Source organism: Prauserella halophila (assembly GCF_024171895.1).
In the GTDB taxonomy this organism is placed as follows: domain Bacteria; phylum Actinomycetota; class Actinomycetes; order Mycobacteriales; family Pseudonocardiaceae; genus Prauserella; species Prauserella halophila.
Genome location: NZ_JAMTCQ010000008.1, coordinates 180,358 through 193,544 on the forward strand (window position 1 = coordinate 180,358; position 13,187 = coordinate 193,544).

Genomic DNA, 13,187 nt, shown 5'->3' on the forward strand with positions numbered 1-13,187 from the left:
CGCGGGGCGCGGGCGGGGAGCGTCTACACCGGGATGACCGTCGGGACGATCATCGGACGGCGGCGGTAGGTCTCGGCGACCCAGCGGCCCACGGCACGGCGGACGACCTGGGCGATGCGATGGGTGTCGGTGATGCCCTCGGCCTCGGTCCGCGACAGCTCCATCTCGACCAGCGAGGCCGCCTCGTCCAGCGCCTTCGGATCGTCGGAGAAGCCGCGGCCCGACACCGTCGGCTCACTCACGGCGCGCCCGGTGGCGGAGTCGACGACGACCGTGATCGCGATGAAGCCGCCTTCGCCGAGAATCAGCCGGTCGGACAATGTCGATTCCCCGACGTCGCCCACCGACAGCCCGTCGACGTAGACCTCGCCGATCTCGACCCGGCCGGTGGCCTGCGCGCGACCGTCGATCAGGTCCACGACCACGCCGTTCTCGGCCAGTACCACGCTGTCCGGTGCCACCCCGGTGTGCACCGCGAGTTCCCCGTTGGCCCGCAGATGCCGCCATTCGCCGTGCACCGGCATGACGTTGCTCGGGCGGATCGCGTTGTACAGGAACAGCAGTTCCCCCGCCGAGGCGTGCCCCGAGACGTGCACCTTGGCGTTGCTCTGGTGGACCACGTCCGCGCCCAGCCGCACGAGCCCGTTGATGACCCCGAACACGGCGTTCTCGTTGCCGGGGATCATGGAGCTCGCCAGCACCACCGTGTCGCCGGAGCGAATGGAGATCTGCCGGTGCTCGCCCCGTGCCATGCGCGAGAGGGCCGACAGCGGTTCACCCTGCGACCCGGTCGAGACGAACAGGACGTGCGACTCCGGCAGGTTCACCGCCTCGTCGAGGTCGATCAGCAGCCCCTCGGGCACGTTCAGCAGTCCGAGCTCGGCGGCGATGTTCATGTTCCGCACCATCGAACGGCCCACCAGGGCGACGCGCCTGCCGTGCTTGACGGCCGCGTCGAGCACCTGCTGCACGCGGTGCACGTGGCTGGCGAAGCACGCGACGATCACCCGCCTGCGCACCTTCGCGATCACGTCGTCGAGCACGGGCCCGATCTCGCGCTCCGGCGTGACGAATCCGGGGACCTCGGCGTTGGTGGAATCCACACACAGCAGGTCCACCCCCTCGTCGCCGAGGCGGGAAAAGCCGGCCAGATCGGTGAGCCTGCCGTCGAGCGGCAACTGGTCGAGCTTGATGTCACCGGTGTGCAGCACGACCCCGGCCGGAGTGCGGATCGCCACGGCCAGGGCGTCCGGGATCGAGTGGTTCACGGCGAAGAATTCGAGGTCGAACGCCCCGACGTTGCGCCGCTCCCCCTCGGCGACCTCCACCAGCACCGGCTTCTGCTTGTGCTCGCGGCACTTCGCCGCGAGCAGTGCCAAGGTGAAGTTCGAGCCGTAGACCGGCAGGTCCGGCCGCAGCCGCAGCAGGAACGGCACCGCCCCGATGTGGTCCTCGTGCCCGTGGGTGAGCACGAGGCCGTCCACCTCGTCGAGCCGGTCCTCGATCGCGCGGAAGTCGGGCAGGATCAGGTCGACACCCGGATGCGGATCCTCGGGGAACAGCACCCCGCAGTCGACGATCAGCAGCCTGCCGCCGTACTCGAACACGGTCATGTTGCGGCCGACCTCGCTGATGCCGCCCAGGGCGACCGTGCGCAGCGCGCCGTCCGGCAGTGCGGGTGGTGCGGAAGTCGGCCCGGGGCCGACCGCGAGTTCACTCACTGATGCAGTGTCCCAACGCTGGTGTGGGTGGTGGGCGTGACGTAGGCCGCGGCCTCGTCCGCGCGGCGCGCACGAGAACCCGCCCAGTCCTCCGCTCGGTAGGCGTCGAGCGGCACGCCGGCCTGCGTCAGGTCCGCAGCGATCGCTTCCACCTGATCGTCGGTGGCCGGGACGATCGGCAGTCGCGGACCACCGACGTCGAAGCCACGCAGGCGCAAAGCGGTCTTCGAGAACACGACACCGCCGACGCGGGAAAACGCACGATACACCGCGAGCATGCCCCGGTGGTTGGTGCGGGCCGTGGACGTGTCGCCGTCCTCGTAGGCCTCGATCATCGCGCGGATCCGGCCCGCGACGACGTGGCCGATCACGCTGACCACACCGGCCGCACCGACCGACAGCCACGGCAGGTTCAGCGCGTCGTCGCCCGAGTAGTAGGCCAGGTGGGTGTTGGCGATGACCTCGCTGCCGGCCAGCAGGTCGCCCTTGGCGTCCTTGACGGCGACGATCCGCGGGTGCTCGGCGAGGCGGCGCAGCGTGTCCACCTCGATGGGCACGATCGAGCGCGGCGGGATGTCGTAGAGCATCACCGGCAGTTGCGTCGCGTCGGCCACGGCGGTGAAGTGCGCCTGCACCCCGGCCTGCGTCGGCCGCGAGTAGTACGGCGTCACGACGAGCAGGCCGTGGGCGCCCGCCTTCTCCGCCTGCTGGGCGAGTTCCACGCTGTGCCGCGTGTCGTAGGTGCCCGCTCCGGCGACGACGGCGGCACGGTCCCCCACCGCCTCGACGACGGCGCGCACCAGACGGGCCTTCTCCTCATCGGTCGTCGTGGGACTCTCACCGGTGGTCCCGTTGACGACGAGGCCGTCGTTACCCAGGTCCACGAGGTGTTCGGCGATCTCCTGCGCCCGCGTCACGTCCAGTTCGCCCCGGTCGTCGAGCGGCGTGATCATGGCGGTCAGCACGCGGCCGAACGGGCGGCCCGGCGCGGCGGTGGGCGCGGTAGGCAAAGCGGTCGACATGCCGCTGACGGTACCTGCCGAGAGGAGGGCCCACCGCGTCGACCATGCCCCGAGGCGGCCCTTCGTGCGGGGCACGCCACGCACCGGAGGATCACCGCTGCCGCCGCGCCGCCACCGGAAGTTCTTGCGCCGTCCCGGCGGACCGCGGCTCAGCTGATGTTGCGGGTCGCCGACCCTTCGAGCCTGCCGCCCTCGCCGGGAATCAGGAAGCACAGCACGTTGCGGACGGGCGAGGCGTACTCGTCGGCGGGCTCGCGATTCCACGCGGCTTCCGTCGGCACCAGTGCCAGGAACCGCAGGGCCGGGCGGGCCTCGTCGTCCACCCGGTTGGTGTGGAACGTCGCCGTGCACTTGGCCTCGGCGAACGCGCGCAGCCGGTCCTGGCCGGGGTAGGTCGCCGCGGCCGCATCGGAGTCGCGGGATTCCGGCGCCGCGGCGGCGACCTCGAACAGCTGCGCGTCGTGCGCCTCGTCCTCGCAGTCGACCCAGTTGCTCGACGCGAGCGCACGGCCCGCCGCGAGCGGAGTGTTCACGCAGTAGTCCGAACCGGTGTCGAGGGAATAGCTCTCGATGTCGCCGCCGCGGCCGTAGGTGAGCGTCTCGGCCATCGCGTCGTCGGTGGCCGGGCCCCAGAACGGTTTGCCCGCGAAGAAGCCGCCGACCAGCAGCGCCACCGCCGCGACCGCCCCGCCGGCGAGGAGCAGCCTGCGCCGGCCGCGGGGCACGGGCCGCGCGCCGGCGCCCTGCGCCGCGGCGAGCGTCGGCGGGCCGCCCTCGTGCACGGCCGTGGCCTGCGCGTCACCGCCGGGCGGTGTCTGCGGTCCCGGCTGCGCCACGCCGGGCTGTGCGGCCGCGGTCAGCAGGCCCCGGGCCTGGCCCGCGGGGACTCGCGCCTCGGGCGCCGCGGACAGCAGGCCCATGATCGCCGACGCCAGCGGGCCGTGTGCCCGGGCCAGCGACGGCATCTCGTGCATGATCGCGTGCAGCGTCGCCGCCGTGGTCGAACGCTGGAACGGCAGCGCCCCTTCCGCGGCGAAGTACAGGGTCGCACCCAGCGACCACAGGTCGGATGCGGCGAGTGCCTCCTGTCCCGCCACTCGCTCCGGAGCCATGAACGCGGGTGAGCCGACGAGCATGCCGCTCGTGGTGATCCGGGGATCGTCGACGGCCTGGGCGATGCCGAAATCGGTCAGCTTCACCCGGCCGTTCGGCGCGACCATGATGTTGCCGGGCTTGACGTCCCGGTGGACGATGCCCGCCCGGTGCGCGGCCTCGAGCGCCGACAACACCTGGTCACCGATGCGCGCCACCTCGTGCACCGGCAACGGGCCGCGCCGGTCGACGAGGTCCGACAGGGTCGGCGCCTCGACCAGCTCCATCACGATGAACGTCGCGTCGCCGTCGGCCACGACGTCGAACACCGTCACCACGGCCGGATCGTTGAGCCGCCCTCCGGTGCGGACCTCACGCAGAATGCGCTCGGAGAACACACCCGCGTCCTCGGCACCGTCCGGCAGGCGCAGTTCCTTCACCGCGACGTGCCTGCCGATCACGGTGTCCTCACCGCGCCAGACGAGACCCATGCCGCCGCGGCCCAGCTCCTCGAGCAGGGCGTACCGCCCCGCCACCGTACGCAGCGGGACGTGCGCCCGGGTACTGGAATCGGTCTGCTGATCGGGGTTCTCGGTCACAGGCCCTCACTTCGTCCTCACGGTGCGCGCCGCATCCTAGCGACGCATCACCCGGTCAGACGTCGGCGCGGTGCACCTCGTGCCCTCCGGATCGCAACGCATCGATCGCCCGGTCGAGATCGTCGGCCGCGACGAGCAGGTGATCCGTGTCGAAGGTCGAGACCGCGAACAGCGCGACCCCGGCCGCGGCCAGTTCGCTCGACAGCGCCGCGATGATTCCGGTGAGGCTGAACGCCAGCGGCCCCCGGACGGTCAGCAGCCGCCACCCCGGTTCCGCGCGGTCGGCGGCGGGAACGCGTGCCGACGGGCCGACCACCGACAACTCCTCGGCCGTACGGACGACCGACACCAGATCCCCGCCCGGCGGATCGAGCAGTCCGGCGGGCACCGGTGCGGAGGCCGCGAACCGGGCGACCGTGTACTCCCCCGGCCGGACGTCGATCGCGAGTCGGCGCACGGGTCCCCCTCAGCCTTCCGCGACGCGCGGACTGGTCGCGACCTCGGTGCCGTCCGGCAGTTCCGAAATCGTGAAGTCGGCGAACACGTTCGGCGCGGCCTTCTGCAGCTCGCGCAGGCACGCGACGGCGAGCTCGCGGATCTCGACGTCGGCGTGCTCGGTGGCCCGCATGCCGACGAAATGCCGCCACGCACGGTAGTTCCCGGTGACGACGATGCGGGTCTCGGTGGCGTTCGGCAGCACCGCACGGGCGGCCTGACGGGCCTGCTTGCGGCGCAGCGTGGCCTTGGGCGCGTCGGCGAACTTGTCCTCGAGGCCGGCCAGCAGGTCCGCGTAGGCGTCCACGCTCGCCTGCGCCGCGGCGACGAACTTCTCGTGCAGCTCGGGGTCCTCGGCGATGACGTCCGGCTCGACGAACGCGGCGTCCTTCTCCGGCACGTACCGCTGCGAGAGCTGCGAGTACGAGAAGTGCCGGTGGCGGATGAGTTCGTGGGTCAACGAACGGGAGATGCCCGTGATGTAGAAGGTCACCGAGCCGTGCTCGAGGACCGACAGGTGGCCGACCTCGATGATGTGGTCGAGGTAGCCGGCGTTCGTGGCGGTCTTCGGGTTGGGCTTCTGCCACGACTGGTAGCAGGCCCGGCCTGCGAACTCCGCGAGCGCCTGCCCACCGTCGGCGTCGGTGCTCCACGCCACGTCCTCCGGCGGAAAGAACTCCGTCTTCGCGATCACACGCACCTGCGGTGACACCGTTTCGGCCACGTCCGACTCCCTCTGTTCGCCCCGCACTGTCCCGTCAGGTTCCTGTCCTGCCGGATTCCTGTCCTGCCGCGTTCCCGTTCCTGCCGCGTCCCGGCCACGTTCGTGCCCTCGCGCCTGCACGTGTCGCCGAGCCCGGATCCACGGCGCCCGCGACTCCTCGGGCAGCGTACTTCCCGGCCCCGACGGCGGCGTCCGACCGGGCCGGGTACCAGCACCCCGGAGCACCCGGCGTCCACAGCGCCCTCTGTCCACCACGCCCTCTGCCCACCGCGTCCTCTGCCCACCGCGTCCTCTGCCCACAGCGCCCTCTGCCCTGATGACGCCGCGCGCAGCCACGATGACACCACCGACAGGGATTGCATGACGTCATAGATGACGTCACCATGGAGTCATGGACCTCACCCCGTACCTCGACCGCCTCCGCGAGGACCTCGCCACGAGCGCCTCGGCCGGCGACCAGGACATGAAGCGCACCGCCGCGGTGCTGTCGGCCGCACTCGAACCCGCGGCCCGGCTGACCCTGATGAACGCCCTCGCCGACATGGCGGCCGAGGTCACCGCTCAGCTGCAGGAACAGGTGGTGGAGGTGCGCCTCGACGGGCGCGACGTCCGGGTCGCCGTGACCGGGCCGGGCCCGCGCTCCGCCGCCGGCGCGCCGACATCCGGCGCGGACACCGACGCGGGGGACGACCCTGACATCACCGGTGGTGCCACGGGTGGCACCACCGGCGGCGGCGACCCGGGCGATGCCGGCACGTCCGGGCCCGGCGGCACCTTCGGCGACTTCTCCGGCGCCGGTGGTGACATCAGCCGCATCACGCTGCGCATCGTCGAGCAGATCAAGGCCCAGGCGGAACAGGCGGCCGCGGCCCAGGGGCAGTCGCTGAACGCGTTCGTCGCCCAGGCGGTACAGCAGGCGGTCCGCGGCGGGCGGCAGGGCCGCGGGAACCGGCCCGGCCGCGGGGCGGACCGGACAGCAAACCGGGAGAGTGAGCGCGGCGACTGCGGCCCCGGACCCCGGTCCGAGCACACGACGCGGTCGCACCTGCACGGCTGGGTGGAGGGGTGACCATGCCCGAGCAGCACCCCGACGCCGTACGCACCGACGCGTTCGACGCTTCCGGCCCGGTGGACATCGATGTCGACATCCCGTTCGGACGCGTGGCCGTGCATCTCGGCGAGACCTCCGGCTCGGTGGAGATCCGGCACGATCCCGGGGCGCAACTGCCGTGGACCGAGAGCGTCGCGGGCATTCTCAGCTGGGTCGGCGACCGGTTCGGCACCGGCGACAGTGCCGGATCGCCGGAGGAGGCGATCGGGCAGTGTCGGATAGAGCACGAGGCGCGCATCGACCACGACCCCGTGACCCTCGTCGTGCGCGGTCCGCAGGCACTGCCGTTGCACGGCGTCCCGCTCGCGGTGACCGTGCACGCGCCCGCCGGATCGGCGGTCCGGGTTCGCGCCGCGGCGGGTCCCGTGACGGTGACCGGCACGGCTCACCGGCTCGAGGTGACCACCGGAGCCGGTGAGGTGCGGGTGGGTGATGCCGACGGCCCGGCGACGATCCGCGCGGGCAGCGGTGACGTCACGGCGGGCGCACTCCGCGGCGGCGCGCAACTGCGCGCGAGCCGGGGTGCGGTCACGATCGCTGCGCTGCCCGCGACAGGGAGTGTGACGGGGGCCGGTGGTGCGGTCCGGCTCGGCGAGGTCGCCGGCGACGTCCTCGTCCGCACGAGCAGCGGTGACGTCACCGTCGCCGACGCCGTGGCCGGCTCACTCGAGGCGACCACCGGTTCGGGCACGATCCGCATCGGCATCCGCTCCGGCGTGGCCGCCGAGATCGACCTCTCCTCCGGCTCGGGACGCGCGACCAGCGAGCTGGACGTGGCCGACAGGACGCCGGACCGCGACGTCCCGCTCGCGGTCCGGGCACGCACGGGGTCGGGTGACGCCGTCGTCACCCGTGCCGTCGTCACCGCCGCGGGCTGAGCGCGCGGCGCAGGGCGGGCACCAGGTCGCCGCGCTCACCGACCTCGACGCCGTCGAGCTCGAGCCAGCCCGCCGTCTCGCGCAGCCGGACGGCCAGCTCCGCGGCCACGCGGCCCTGATCGACGCCCGGCTCGGCGAACGCACCCGGTACGCGCAGCACGGAAGCGCTCCGGTCGGCCTTCAGATCCACCCGGCCCACCAGCCGGCCGTCGCACAGGAACGGGAAGACGTAGTAGCCGTACTCGCGCCGGGCTGCGGGCACGTAGATCTCGATCCGGTAGCGGAACCCGAACAGCCGCTCGGTGCGGTTGCGCTCCCAGATCAGCGGGTCGAACGGGCACAACAGCGCGCTCCCGGTCACCGACCGTGGTGCCGTGGCCGCGGCATGGCGGTACGCCTGCTGCCGCCATCCCTCGACCCGGACCGGCTCGAGCGTGCCGGCCTCGACCGCCTCGGCCACGGCGGTGCGCGCTGTCGCGGGGCCGAGGCGGTAGTAGTCGCGCAGATCGGTGTCGGTCGCGACGCCGAGCGCGTCGGCCGACCGCTCGATGAGCTCCCGCGCCGCGTCCGCGGGATCGACGCGCCGCTGCCGGACGTCGGCGGGCACGACCCGTTCGGTCAGCTCGTAACACCGTTCGAAACCGCGGCGCGTACCCGTGGTGAGCTCGCCCGTGCCGAACAGCCACTCGCAGATCTTCTTCACCTCCGAGCGCTCCCACCACGAACCCGGGGTGCGGCGCTCGCCGCCGGTCAGCTCCTTCTCGATGGTTCCCGCACCCACCGGCCCGCGTTCCTTGACGACGGCGAGCACGTCATCGACCAGACCCGGTGACGCGTCGGCGTGCGGCTCGTAGCCGCGCCACCATCCCGGGCGTTTCGCCCCGGACATCAGCAACGGCCAGTCCTGCACGGGGATCAGGCTCGCCTCGTGGGCCCAGGCCTCCACGAGCAGACGCGGCTTCCGGGCCGTGTCGCGCCACGCGGCGTCGTCGACGAGCGCGGGGTCGTAGGGGCCGAGACGGGACAGCAGCGGGGCGTAGTGCGCGCGCATCGCCACGTTCACCGAGTCGAGCTGCAGGAGTTTCGTGCGCGACAGCACGCGCTGCAGCTGCCGGCGGGTCGGCGCGGACGACGGTCGCGGCTCGGCGAACCCCTGGGCGGCGAGGGCGGTGCGGCGCGCAACGGACAGGCTCATGGTCCTCACCCTCCGCATGGTGCCAGCCGCCCCCGACGATTCCGCCGTCACCGAGTCCCCGCGGCCGAGACCCACGACCGAACCCCTCCACCGGCCCCGGCCGCGCGGGGAGGATCCGCCGGGCCGCTGCCTCAGCCCGCCGCGGACGAGGGGCCACCGCGGTCGGCCGCCGAACCCCGGCCAGTAGGGTGCCGGTATGACGGACGCCACGGTTCGCATCGCCGGCCCCGACGACGCCGCCGACATCGCGGCCATCCAGGTACGGACGTGGCGCACCGCGTACGCGGACACGCTGGGCCAGGCCACCGTCGACGCGCTCGACGAGGCCACCCTCACCGACGAATGGACCCGCGCAGTCACCCACCCGGCGTCGACGGTCTACGTCGCCCGCGAAGGCGTGACGACCGTCGGCTTCTGCGCGGCCGGACCGGCGCCCGCCGACGACACCGCGGCCGCCGACGGGTCCCCGCCCGCCGATGCCGCCGAGGTGGCGCTCGTCGCCACGGTGCTCGTCGAACCGCGGTGGGGGCGGCGCGGGCACGGCGGCCGCCTGTTCGGCACCGCCGCCACCGACCTGCGGGCACTGGGCCACACCCGCGGCGTGACCTGGGTCTCGCAGTCCGATTCGGCGGCCCTGTCGTTCTTTCGCAGCATAGGCTGGAACCCGGACGGCACGGTCCGGACCCTCGACACGGGAGAACGCACGGTGCGCGAGCTCCGGCTCACCGGCGGACTGGACATCCGATTCGAACAGTGACCCCCGGTGACGGGCGACGTCACCGCCACGGCGATGCGCGGCCGGCCCGTGCGAGCGGGCCCGTTGGCCGCCCGACGTGCGGCGGCGATCGAGATCAACCGGCACATCGCGGCGGCGGTGTGTGGCACAGTCGATTCGTTCCCCGATCCTCCGCCGATCCGGTTCGGCCCGCCGATCCGCTGCGCCGTTCACACACCCGACACCCGATTTCTGTGACGCTGAGACCGCAGTGACGCTGAGGCCGCAGTGACGCTGAGGCCGCAGTGACGCTGAGGCCGCACTGACGTCGGTGGCGACACCGCCCGCACCGTCCCTGTCCCCGGCTCCCGACCACCGATCCCGACCGTTCGGAGACACCGTGCTGACCTGGCTGTGCGTCGCCTTCGGTGTCGCCCTCGGCTCCGCGTTGCTGCCGGTGGTCAGCCTCGAACTCTTCCTCGTCACGGTGATGACCAGCGAGAGCGAGACGATCCCGTGGGTACTCATGGGTGCTGTCGTCGCGGTCGGCCATGTCGTCGGCAAGCTGCCGTACTACCTCGCGGCGCGGGGTTCGATCCACCTGCCGCGGTTCCTGCACGCGCGGTTGCACCGGAACCGGCGCCAGCGCCCGCCGACCCCGCGCCGGGAGCGCTGGCGCAGGCGTACGAAACGGGTGCGCGGCTGGCTGGAGGCGCTGCGCGAGCGGTGTCACCGGCACCCGCACTGGATGGCGAGCACCTACGGTGTCAGCTCCGTCGTCGGTCTGCCGCCGTACATGGCCACCGTCGTGCTGGCCGGGTTCGTCAACATGCGCCCGTCGCTGTTCCTCGGAGCCGGCCTGGCGGGCCGGTTCGTGCGCTTCAGCCTCGTCGCCGCCGCCCCCGCGGTGTGCGCAGGCTGGTTCGGTATCACGCTGTAGCGACTGCGCCGGTGAGCCGTGCGCCGGTCGGCCGCACGCTCAGCCGTCGGTGCCGTCGGCGGCTCCGGTGTCGCGGGTGTCGGTGTCGCGGGTGTCGCGCGCTTCGAGTTCGACGGCCTTGTGCATCGTGGCGCGGGCGCGTTTGCGGTCCCCCGCGATGTCGTAGGCGTAGGCCAGTCGGTACCAGCGGCGCCAGTCGTCGGGTTCCTGTTCGAGTTCGGCGCGGCGCTCGTCGAACCAGGCGTCGGCGGCCTCCCGGTCCACCCGGCCCGACGGGCGGCGCGGCAGGTCGGAGACGTCCGGCAGGCCACCCTCGGCCTCGAGGGTGCGGGCCAGCCGCTGGATCCGGTTCCCGGAGCGCCACGTCGTCCACAGCATCCACGCGCCCAACAACGGCAGCACCAGCACGCCCGCCCCGAGGAGCACGGGCACCGGCTCCCCGGTTCTCAGCAGCGCCACCGCGCGGCCGCCCAGCAGCACGAGATACAACGCCACCGCGGCCGTGAGCACGATGGCGACATTGCGGGCCTTCACAGGTCGAGCACCTGCTCCAGGCCGACCGTCAAGCCGGGCCGCTTCGGCATTTCCCGGATGCCGAGCAGCACGCCGGGCATGAACGACGTGCGGTCCATCGAGTCGTGGCGGATGGTCAGCGTCTCCCCCGCGGCCCCGAACAGGATCTCCTCATGGGCGACGAGCCCGGGCAGGCGCACCGAGTGCACCCGCACGTCGCCCAGGTCCGCGCCGCGCGCTCCATCCACTTCGGACACCGTGGCGTCGCCGCCCGGTGCGATCCCGGCCTCGGCGCGCGCCTGCGAGATCGCCCGCGCGGTGTGCGCGGCCGTGCCCGACGGCGCGTCGGCCTTGCGGTTGTGGTGCAGTTCGATGACCTCGGCGGAGTCGTAGAACCGGGCGGCCTGCTGCGCGAACCGCATCGCCAGCACGGCCCCGAGCGCGAAGTTCGGCGCGATGAGCACACCCAGCTCCGGCCGGTCGGCGAGCCATGAGCGCAGCTGCGCCAGGCGTTCGTCGGTGAACCCGGTCGTGCCCACCACGGCGTGCATACCGTGGGACAGCGCGAACTCGAGGTTGCCCATGACCGCATCGGGCCGGGTGAAGTCGACCACGACATCGGCCTTCGCCTCGACCAGCGCGGCCGGGTCGCCTGCGGAACCGACGGTGGCGACCAGATCCAGGTCTCCAGCGCCCTCGACCGCACGCACGGTCTCCGCGCCCATCCGGCCCGTGTGGCCGAGCACGCCGACGCGAATCGGACTGCTGGTCATGCGATCACCTCGTGCAACTCGTCGGGAAGGTCCTCGTCGTGAGCGTACGGCCCGACGACCACACCGCTCGTCACGCCTCCCGGCCTGCCCAGCAATGTCCGCGCGAGCGCGGCGACGTCGTCGGCCGTGACGGCGTCGATCCGCGCCACGTTGTCGTCGACGCTCAGGTACCGGCCGTAGTTCAGCTCGTTCTTGCCGAGCCTGGTCATCCGCGAGGCCGTGTCCTCCATGCCCAGCACCAGCGCGCCGCGCAGTTGGCCTTTCGCGCGCGCCACTTCGGCGTCGGTGAGCCCGTGGGCGGCCACGTCGTCGAGCACGGCGCGCACGACACCGGTGACCTCGCCGAGCCGGTCGGGCTGGCACCCGGCGTACACCGACAGGTGACCGGTGTCGGCGTAGGTCGCCACCGACGAGTAGACCTGATATGCCAGTCCACGGCGCTCACGCACCTCCTGGAACAGCCGTGAGCTCATCCCGCCGCCCAGCGCCGCGTTGAGCACCCCGAGGGCATGCCGCCGCTCGTCGTGTCTGCCGAGCGTCGGCATACCGAGCATGAGATGCGCCTGCTCGGTGTCGTCGGTGCGCAGCTGCAGGCTCCGGGCCCTGCGGGGCCGCGCCCGGCCCCCGCGCGGGGGCACCGGAGCGGTGTCACCGTCGAATCTGCCGCCGAGAGCCTTCCGCACCAGTCGCAGCACCGCGCCGTGCGTGATGTTGCCGGCGACCGCCAGCACCATCCGCTGCGGCAGGTACCGCCTGCGATAGAACCCGCGCAGCGCCCCGGCCGACATGTCCTGAATGGACTCCTGGCTGCCGAGAACGGGCCTGCCGAGCGTATGTCCCCCGAGGACGGTCTCCACGAACGTCTCGTGGAGCAGGTCCTCCGGATCGTCGTCGCGCATGGCGATCTCTTCGAGCACGACACTGCGCTCGGTGTCGACGTCCGCATCCGTGCACCGGGCGTCGAACACGACGTCGGTCACCAGGTCGATGGCCACCGGCAGGTCCTCGTCGATGACCTGCGCGTAGTAGCAGGTGTGCTCCTTGGCGGTGAACGCGTTCAGTTCCCCGCCGACGGCGTCGACCTCCTCGGCGATCGTCGTCGCGTCCCGGCGGCCGGTGCCTTTGAACAGCAGGTGTTCGAGGTAATGCGCCGCGCCGGCGACCGCGGGGCGTTCGTCGCGGGAACCGACGCCGACCCACAGACCGACCGTCGCCGACCGCACGCCCGGAACCTGCTCGGTGATCACCCGCAGCCCGCCGGGCAGGACGGTGCGCTTCACCTGCCCACCGGAAGCCGACTCCAGGGTGCGGGTGCTGCCGACGGGCTGCTCGTGCCCGGGATTCTGCCGTGCCATCAACCTGCTTTTCGCCCGAGGTCACACAGCGACCCGCCGCGGCAGAGGATGCCG

13 protein-coding genes are annotated in these 13,187 nt (G+C 72.5%); 4 read left to right on the forward strand and 9 right to left on the reverse strand.

Annotated features, from left to right (window positions below; all coding sequences use genetic code 11):
• Positions 1-23: 23 nt before the first annotated feature.
• The 5 genes from LY41_RS01070 to thyX form a co-directional block, all read right to left on the reverse strand.
• Positions 24-1,721 carry a ribonuclease J gene (locus tag LY41_RS01070; RefSeq protein WP_253861901.1) on the reverse strand — a complete coding sequence of 566 codons (1,698 nt, stop codon included), beginning with the start codon at positions 1,719-1,721 and terminating at the stop codon, positions 24-26.
• Entirely contained in the window at positions 1,718-2,743 is a 1,026-nt protein-coding gene (gene dapA / locus LY41_RS01075; RefSeq protein ID WP_253861902.1) for a 4-hydroxy-tetrahydrodipicolinate synthase, read from the reverse strand. Before dapA ends, LY41_RS01070 begins: the two co-directional genes overlap by 4 nt.
• Before the next feature lie 149 nt (positions 2,744-2,892).
• Positions 2,893-4,434, reverse strand: coding sequence for a serine/threonine-protein kinase (locus LY41_RS01080; protein ID WP_253861903.1), 1,542 nt, complete (start codon positions 4,432-4,434; stop codon positions 2,893-2,895).
• Between the two features lie 55 nt (positions 4,435-4,489).
• Entirely contained in the window at positions 4,490-4,891 is a 402-nt protein-coding gene (locus tag LY41_RS01085) for an ACT domain-containing protein (protein ID WP_253861904.1), read from the reverse strand.
• Positions 4,892-4,900: 9 nt separating this feature from the next.
• Positions 4,901-5,653 carry an FAD-dependent thymidylate synthase gene (gene thyX / locus LY41_RS01090; protein WP_253861906.1) on the reverse strand — a complete coding sequence of 251 codons (753 nt, stop codon included), beginning with the start codon at positions 5,651-5,653 and terminating at the stop codon, positions 4,901-4,903.
• 391 nt (positions 5,654-6,044) lie between these two features.
• Between thyX and LY41_RS01095 the strand changes: the two genes are divergently transcribed.
• Both LY41_RS01095 and LY41_RS01100 read left to right on the forward strand, forming a co-directional pair.
• A complete protein-coding gene (locus LY41_RS01095) occupies positions 6,045-6,722 on the forward strand; it encodes a toxin-antitoxin system HicB family antitoxin (RefSeq protein ID WP_253861908.1) in 678 nt (225 codons plus the stop codon).
• A gap of 2 nt (positions 6,723-6,724) precedes the next feature.
• Positions 6,725-7,642, forward strand: a complete 918-nt coding sequence (locus LY41_RS01100; protein WP_253861910.1) for a DUF4097 family beta strand repeat-containing protein — start codon at positions 6,725-6,727, stop codon at positions 7,640-7,642.
• On the opposite strand, the gene LY41_RS01105 is transcribed toward LY41_RS01100, so the two are convergent.
• Entirely contained in the window at positions 7,626-8,837 is a 1,212-nt protein-coding gene (locus LY41_RS01105) for a winged helix-turn-helix domain-containing protein (protein WP_372493042.1), read from the reverse strand. The genes LY41_RS01100 and LY41_RS01105 overlap by 17 nt on opposite strands.
• Before the next feature lie 196 nt (positions 8,838-9,033).
• Between LY41_RS01105 and LY41_RS01110 the strand changes: the two genes are divergently transcribed.
• Together LY41_RS01110 and LY41_RS01115 are read left to right on the forward strand one after the other, a co-directional pair.
• Positions 9,034-9,594: a GNAT family N-acetyltransferase gene (locus LY41_RS01110; RefSeq protein ID WP_253861913.1), complete on the forward strand. Its 561-nt coding sequence runs from the start codon at positions 9,034-9,036 to the stop codon at positions 9,592-9,594.
• A 358-nt stretch (positions 9,595-9,952) separates the two neighbouring features.
• Positions 9,953-10,492: a hypothetical protein gene (locus LY41_RS01115; protein ID WP_253861915.1), complete on the forward strand. Its 540-nt coding sequence runs from the start codon at positions 9,953-9,955 to the stop codon at positions 10,490-10,492.
• Between the two features lie 39 nt (positions 10,493-10,531).
• Here the strand turns inward: LY41_RS01115 and LY41_RS01120 are convergent, their stop codons facing one another.
• From LY41_RS01120 to LY41_RS01130, 3 genes are read right to left on the reverse strand one after another with little or no spacing between them, the layout of a single operon-like run.
• The gene (locus LY41_RS01120; protein WP_253861916.1) at positions 10,532-11,026 is read right to left on the reverse strand and encodes a hypothetical protein; all 495 of its coding nucleotides are present in this window, start codon (positions 11,024-11,026) and stop codon (positions 10,532-10,534) included.
• Positions 11,023-11,778, reverse strand: a complete 756-nt coding sequence (dapB, locus tag LY41_RS01125; RefSeq protein WP_253861918.1) for a 4-hydroxy-tetrahydrodipicolinate reductase — start codon at positions 11,776-11,778, stop codon at positions 11,023-11,025. Before dapB ends, LY41_RS01120 begins: the two co-directional genes overlap by 4 nt.
• Positions 11,775-13,133, reverse strand: a complete 1,359-nt coding sequence (locus tag LY41_RS01130) for a M16 family metallopeptidase (protein ID WP_253861919.1) — start codon at positions 13,131-13,133, stop codon at positions 11,775-11,777. The genes dapB and LY41_RS01130 overlap by 4 nt, the downstream gene beginning before the upstream one ends.
• Positions 13,134-13,187 lie beyond the last annotated feature (54 nt).

Bases quoted from the DNA above. Each gene is read 5' to 3' on its own strand.
- LY41_RS01130 (WP_253861919.1), bottom strand. From the start codon at position 13,133: ATGGCACGGCAGAATCCCGGGCACGAGCAGCCCGTCGGCAGCACCCGC.
- dapA (WP_253861902.1), bottom strand. From the start codon at position 2,743: ATGTCGACCGCTTTGCCTACCGCGCCCACCGCCGCGCCGGGCCGCCCG.
- LY41_RS01105 (WP_372493042.1), bottom strand. From the start codon at position 8,837: ATGAGCCTGTCCGTTGCGCGCCGCACCGCCCTCGCCGCCCAGGGGTTC.
- LY41_RS01100 (WP_253861910.1), top strand. From the start codon at position 6,725: ATGCCCGAGCAGCACCCCGACGCCGTACGCACCGACGCGTTCGACGCT.
- dapB (WP_253861918.1), bottom strand. From the start codon at position 11,778: ATGACCAGCAGTCCGATTCGCGTCGGCGTGCTCGGCCACACGGGCCGG.
- LY41_RS01095 (WP_253861908.1), top strand. From the start codon at position 6,045: ATGGACCTCACCCCGTACCTCGACCGCCTCCGCGAGGACCTCGCCACG.
- LY41_RS01110 (WP_253861913.1), top strand. From the start codon at position 9,034: ATGACGGACGCCACGGTTCGCATCGCCGGCCCCGACGACGCCGCCGAC.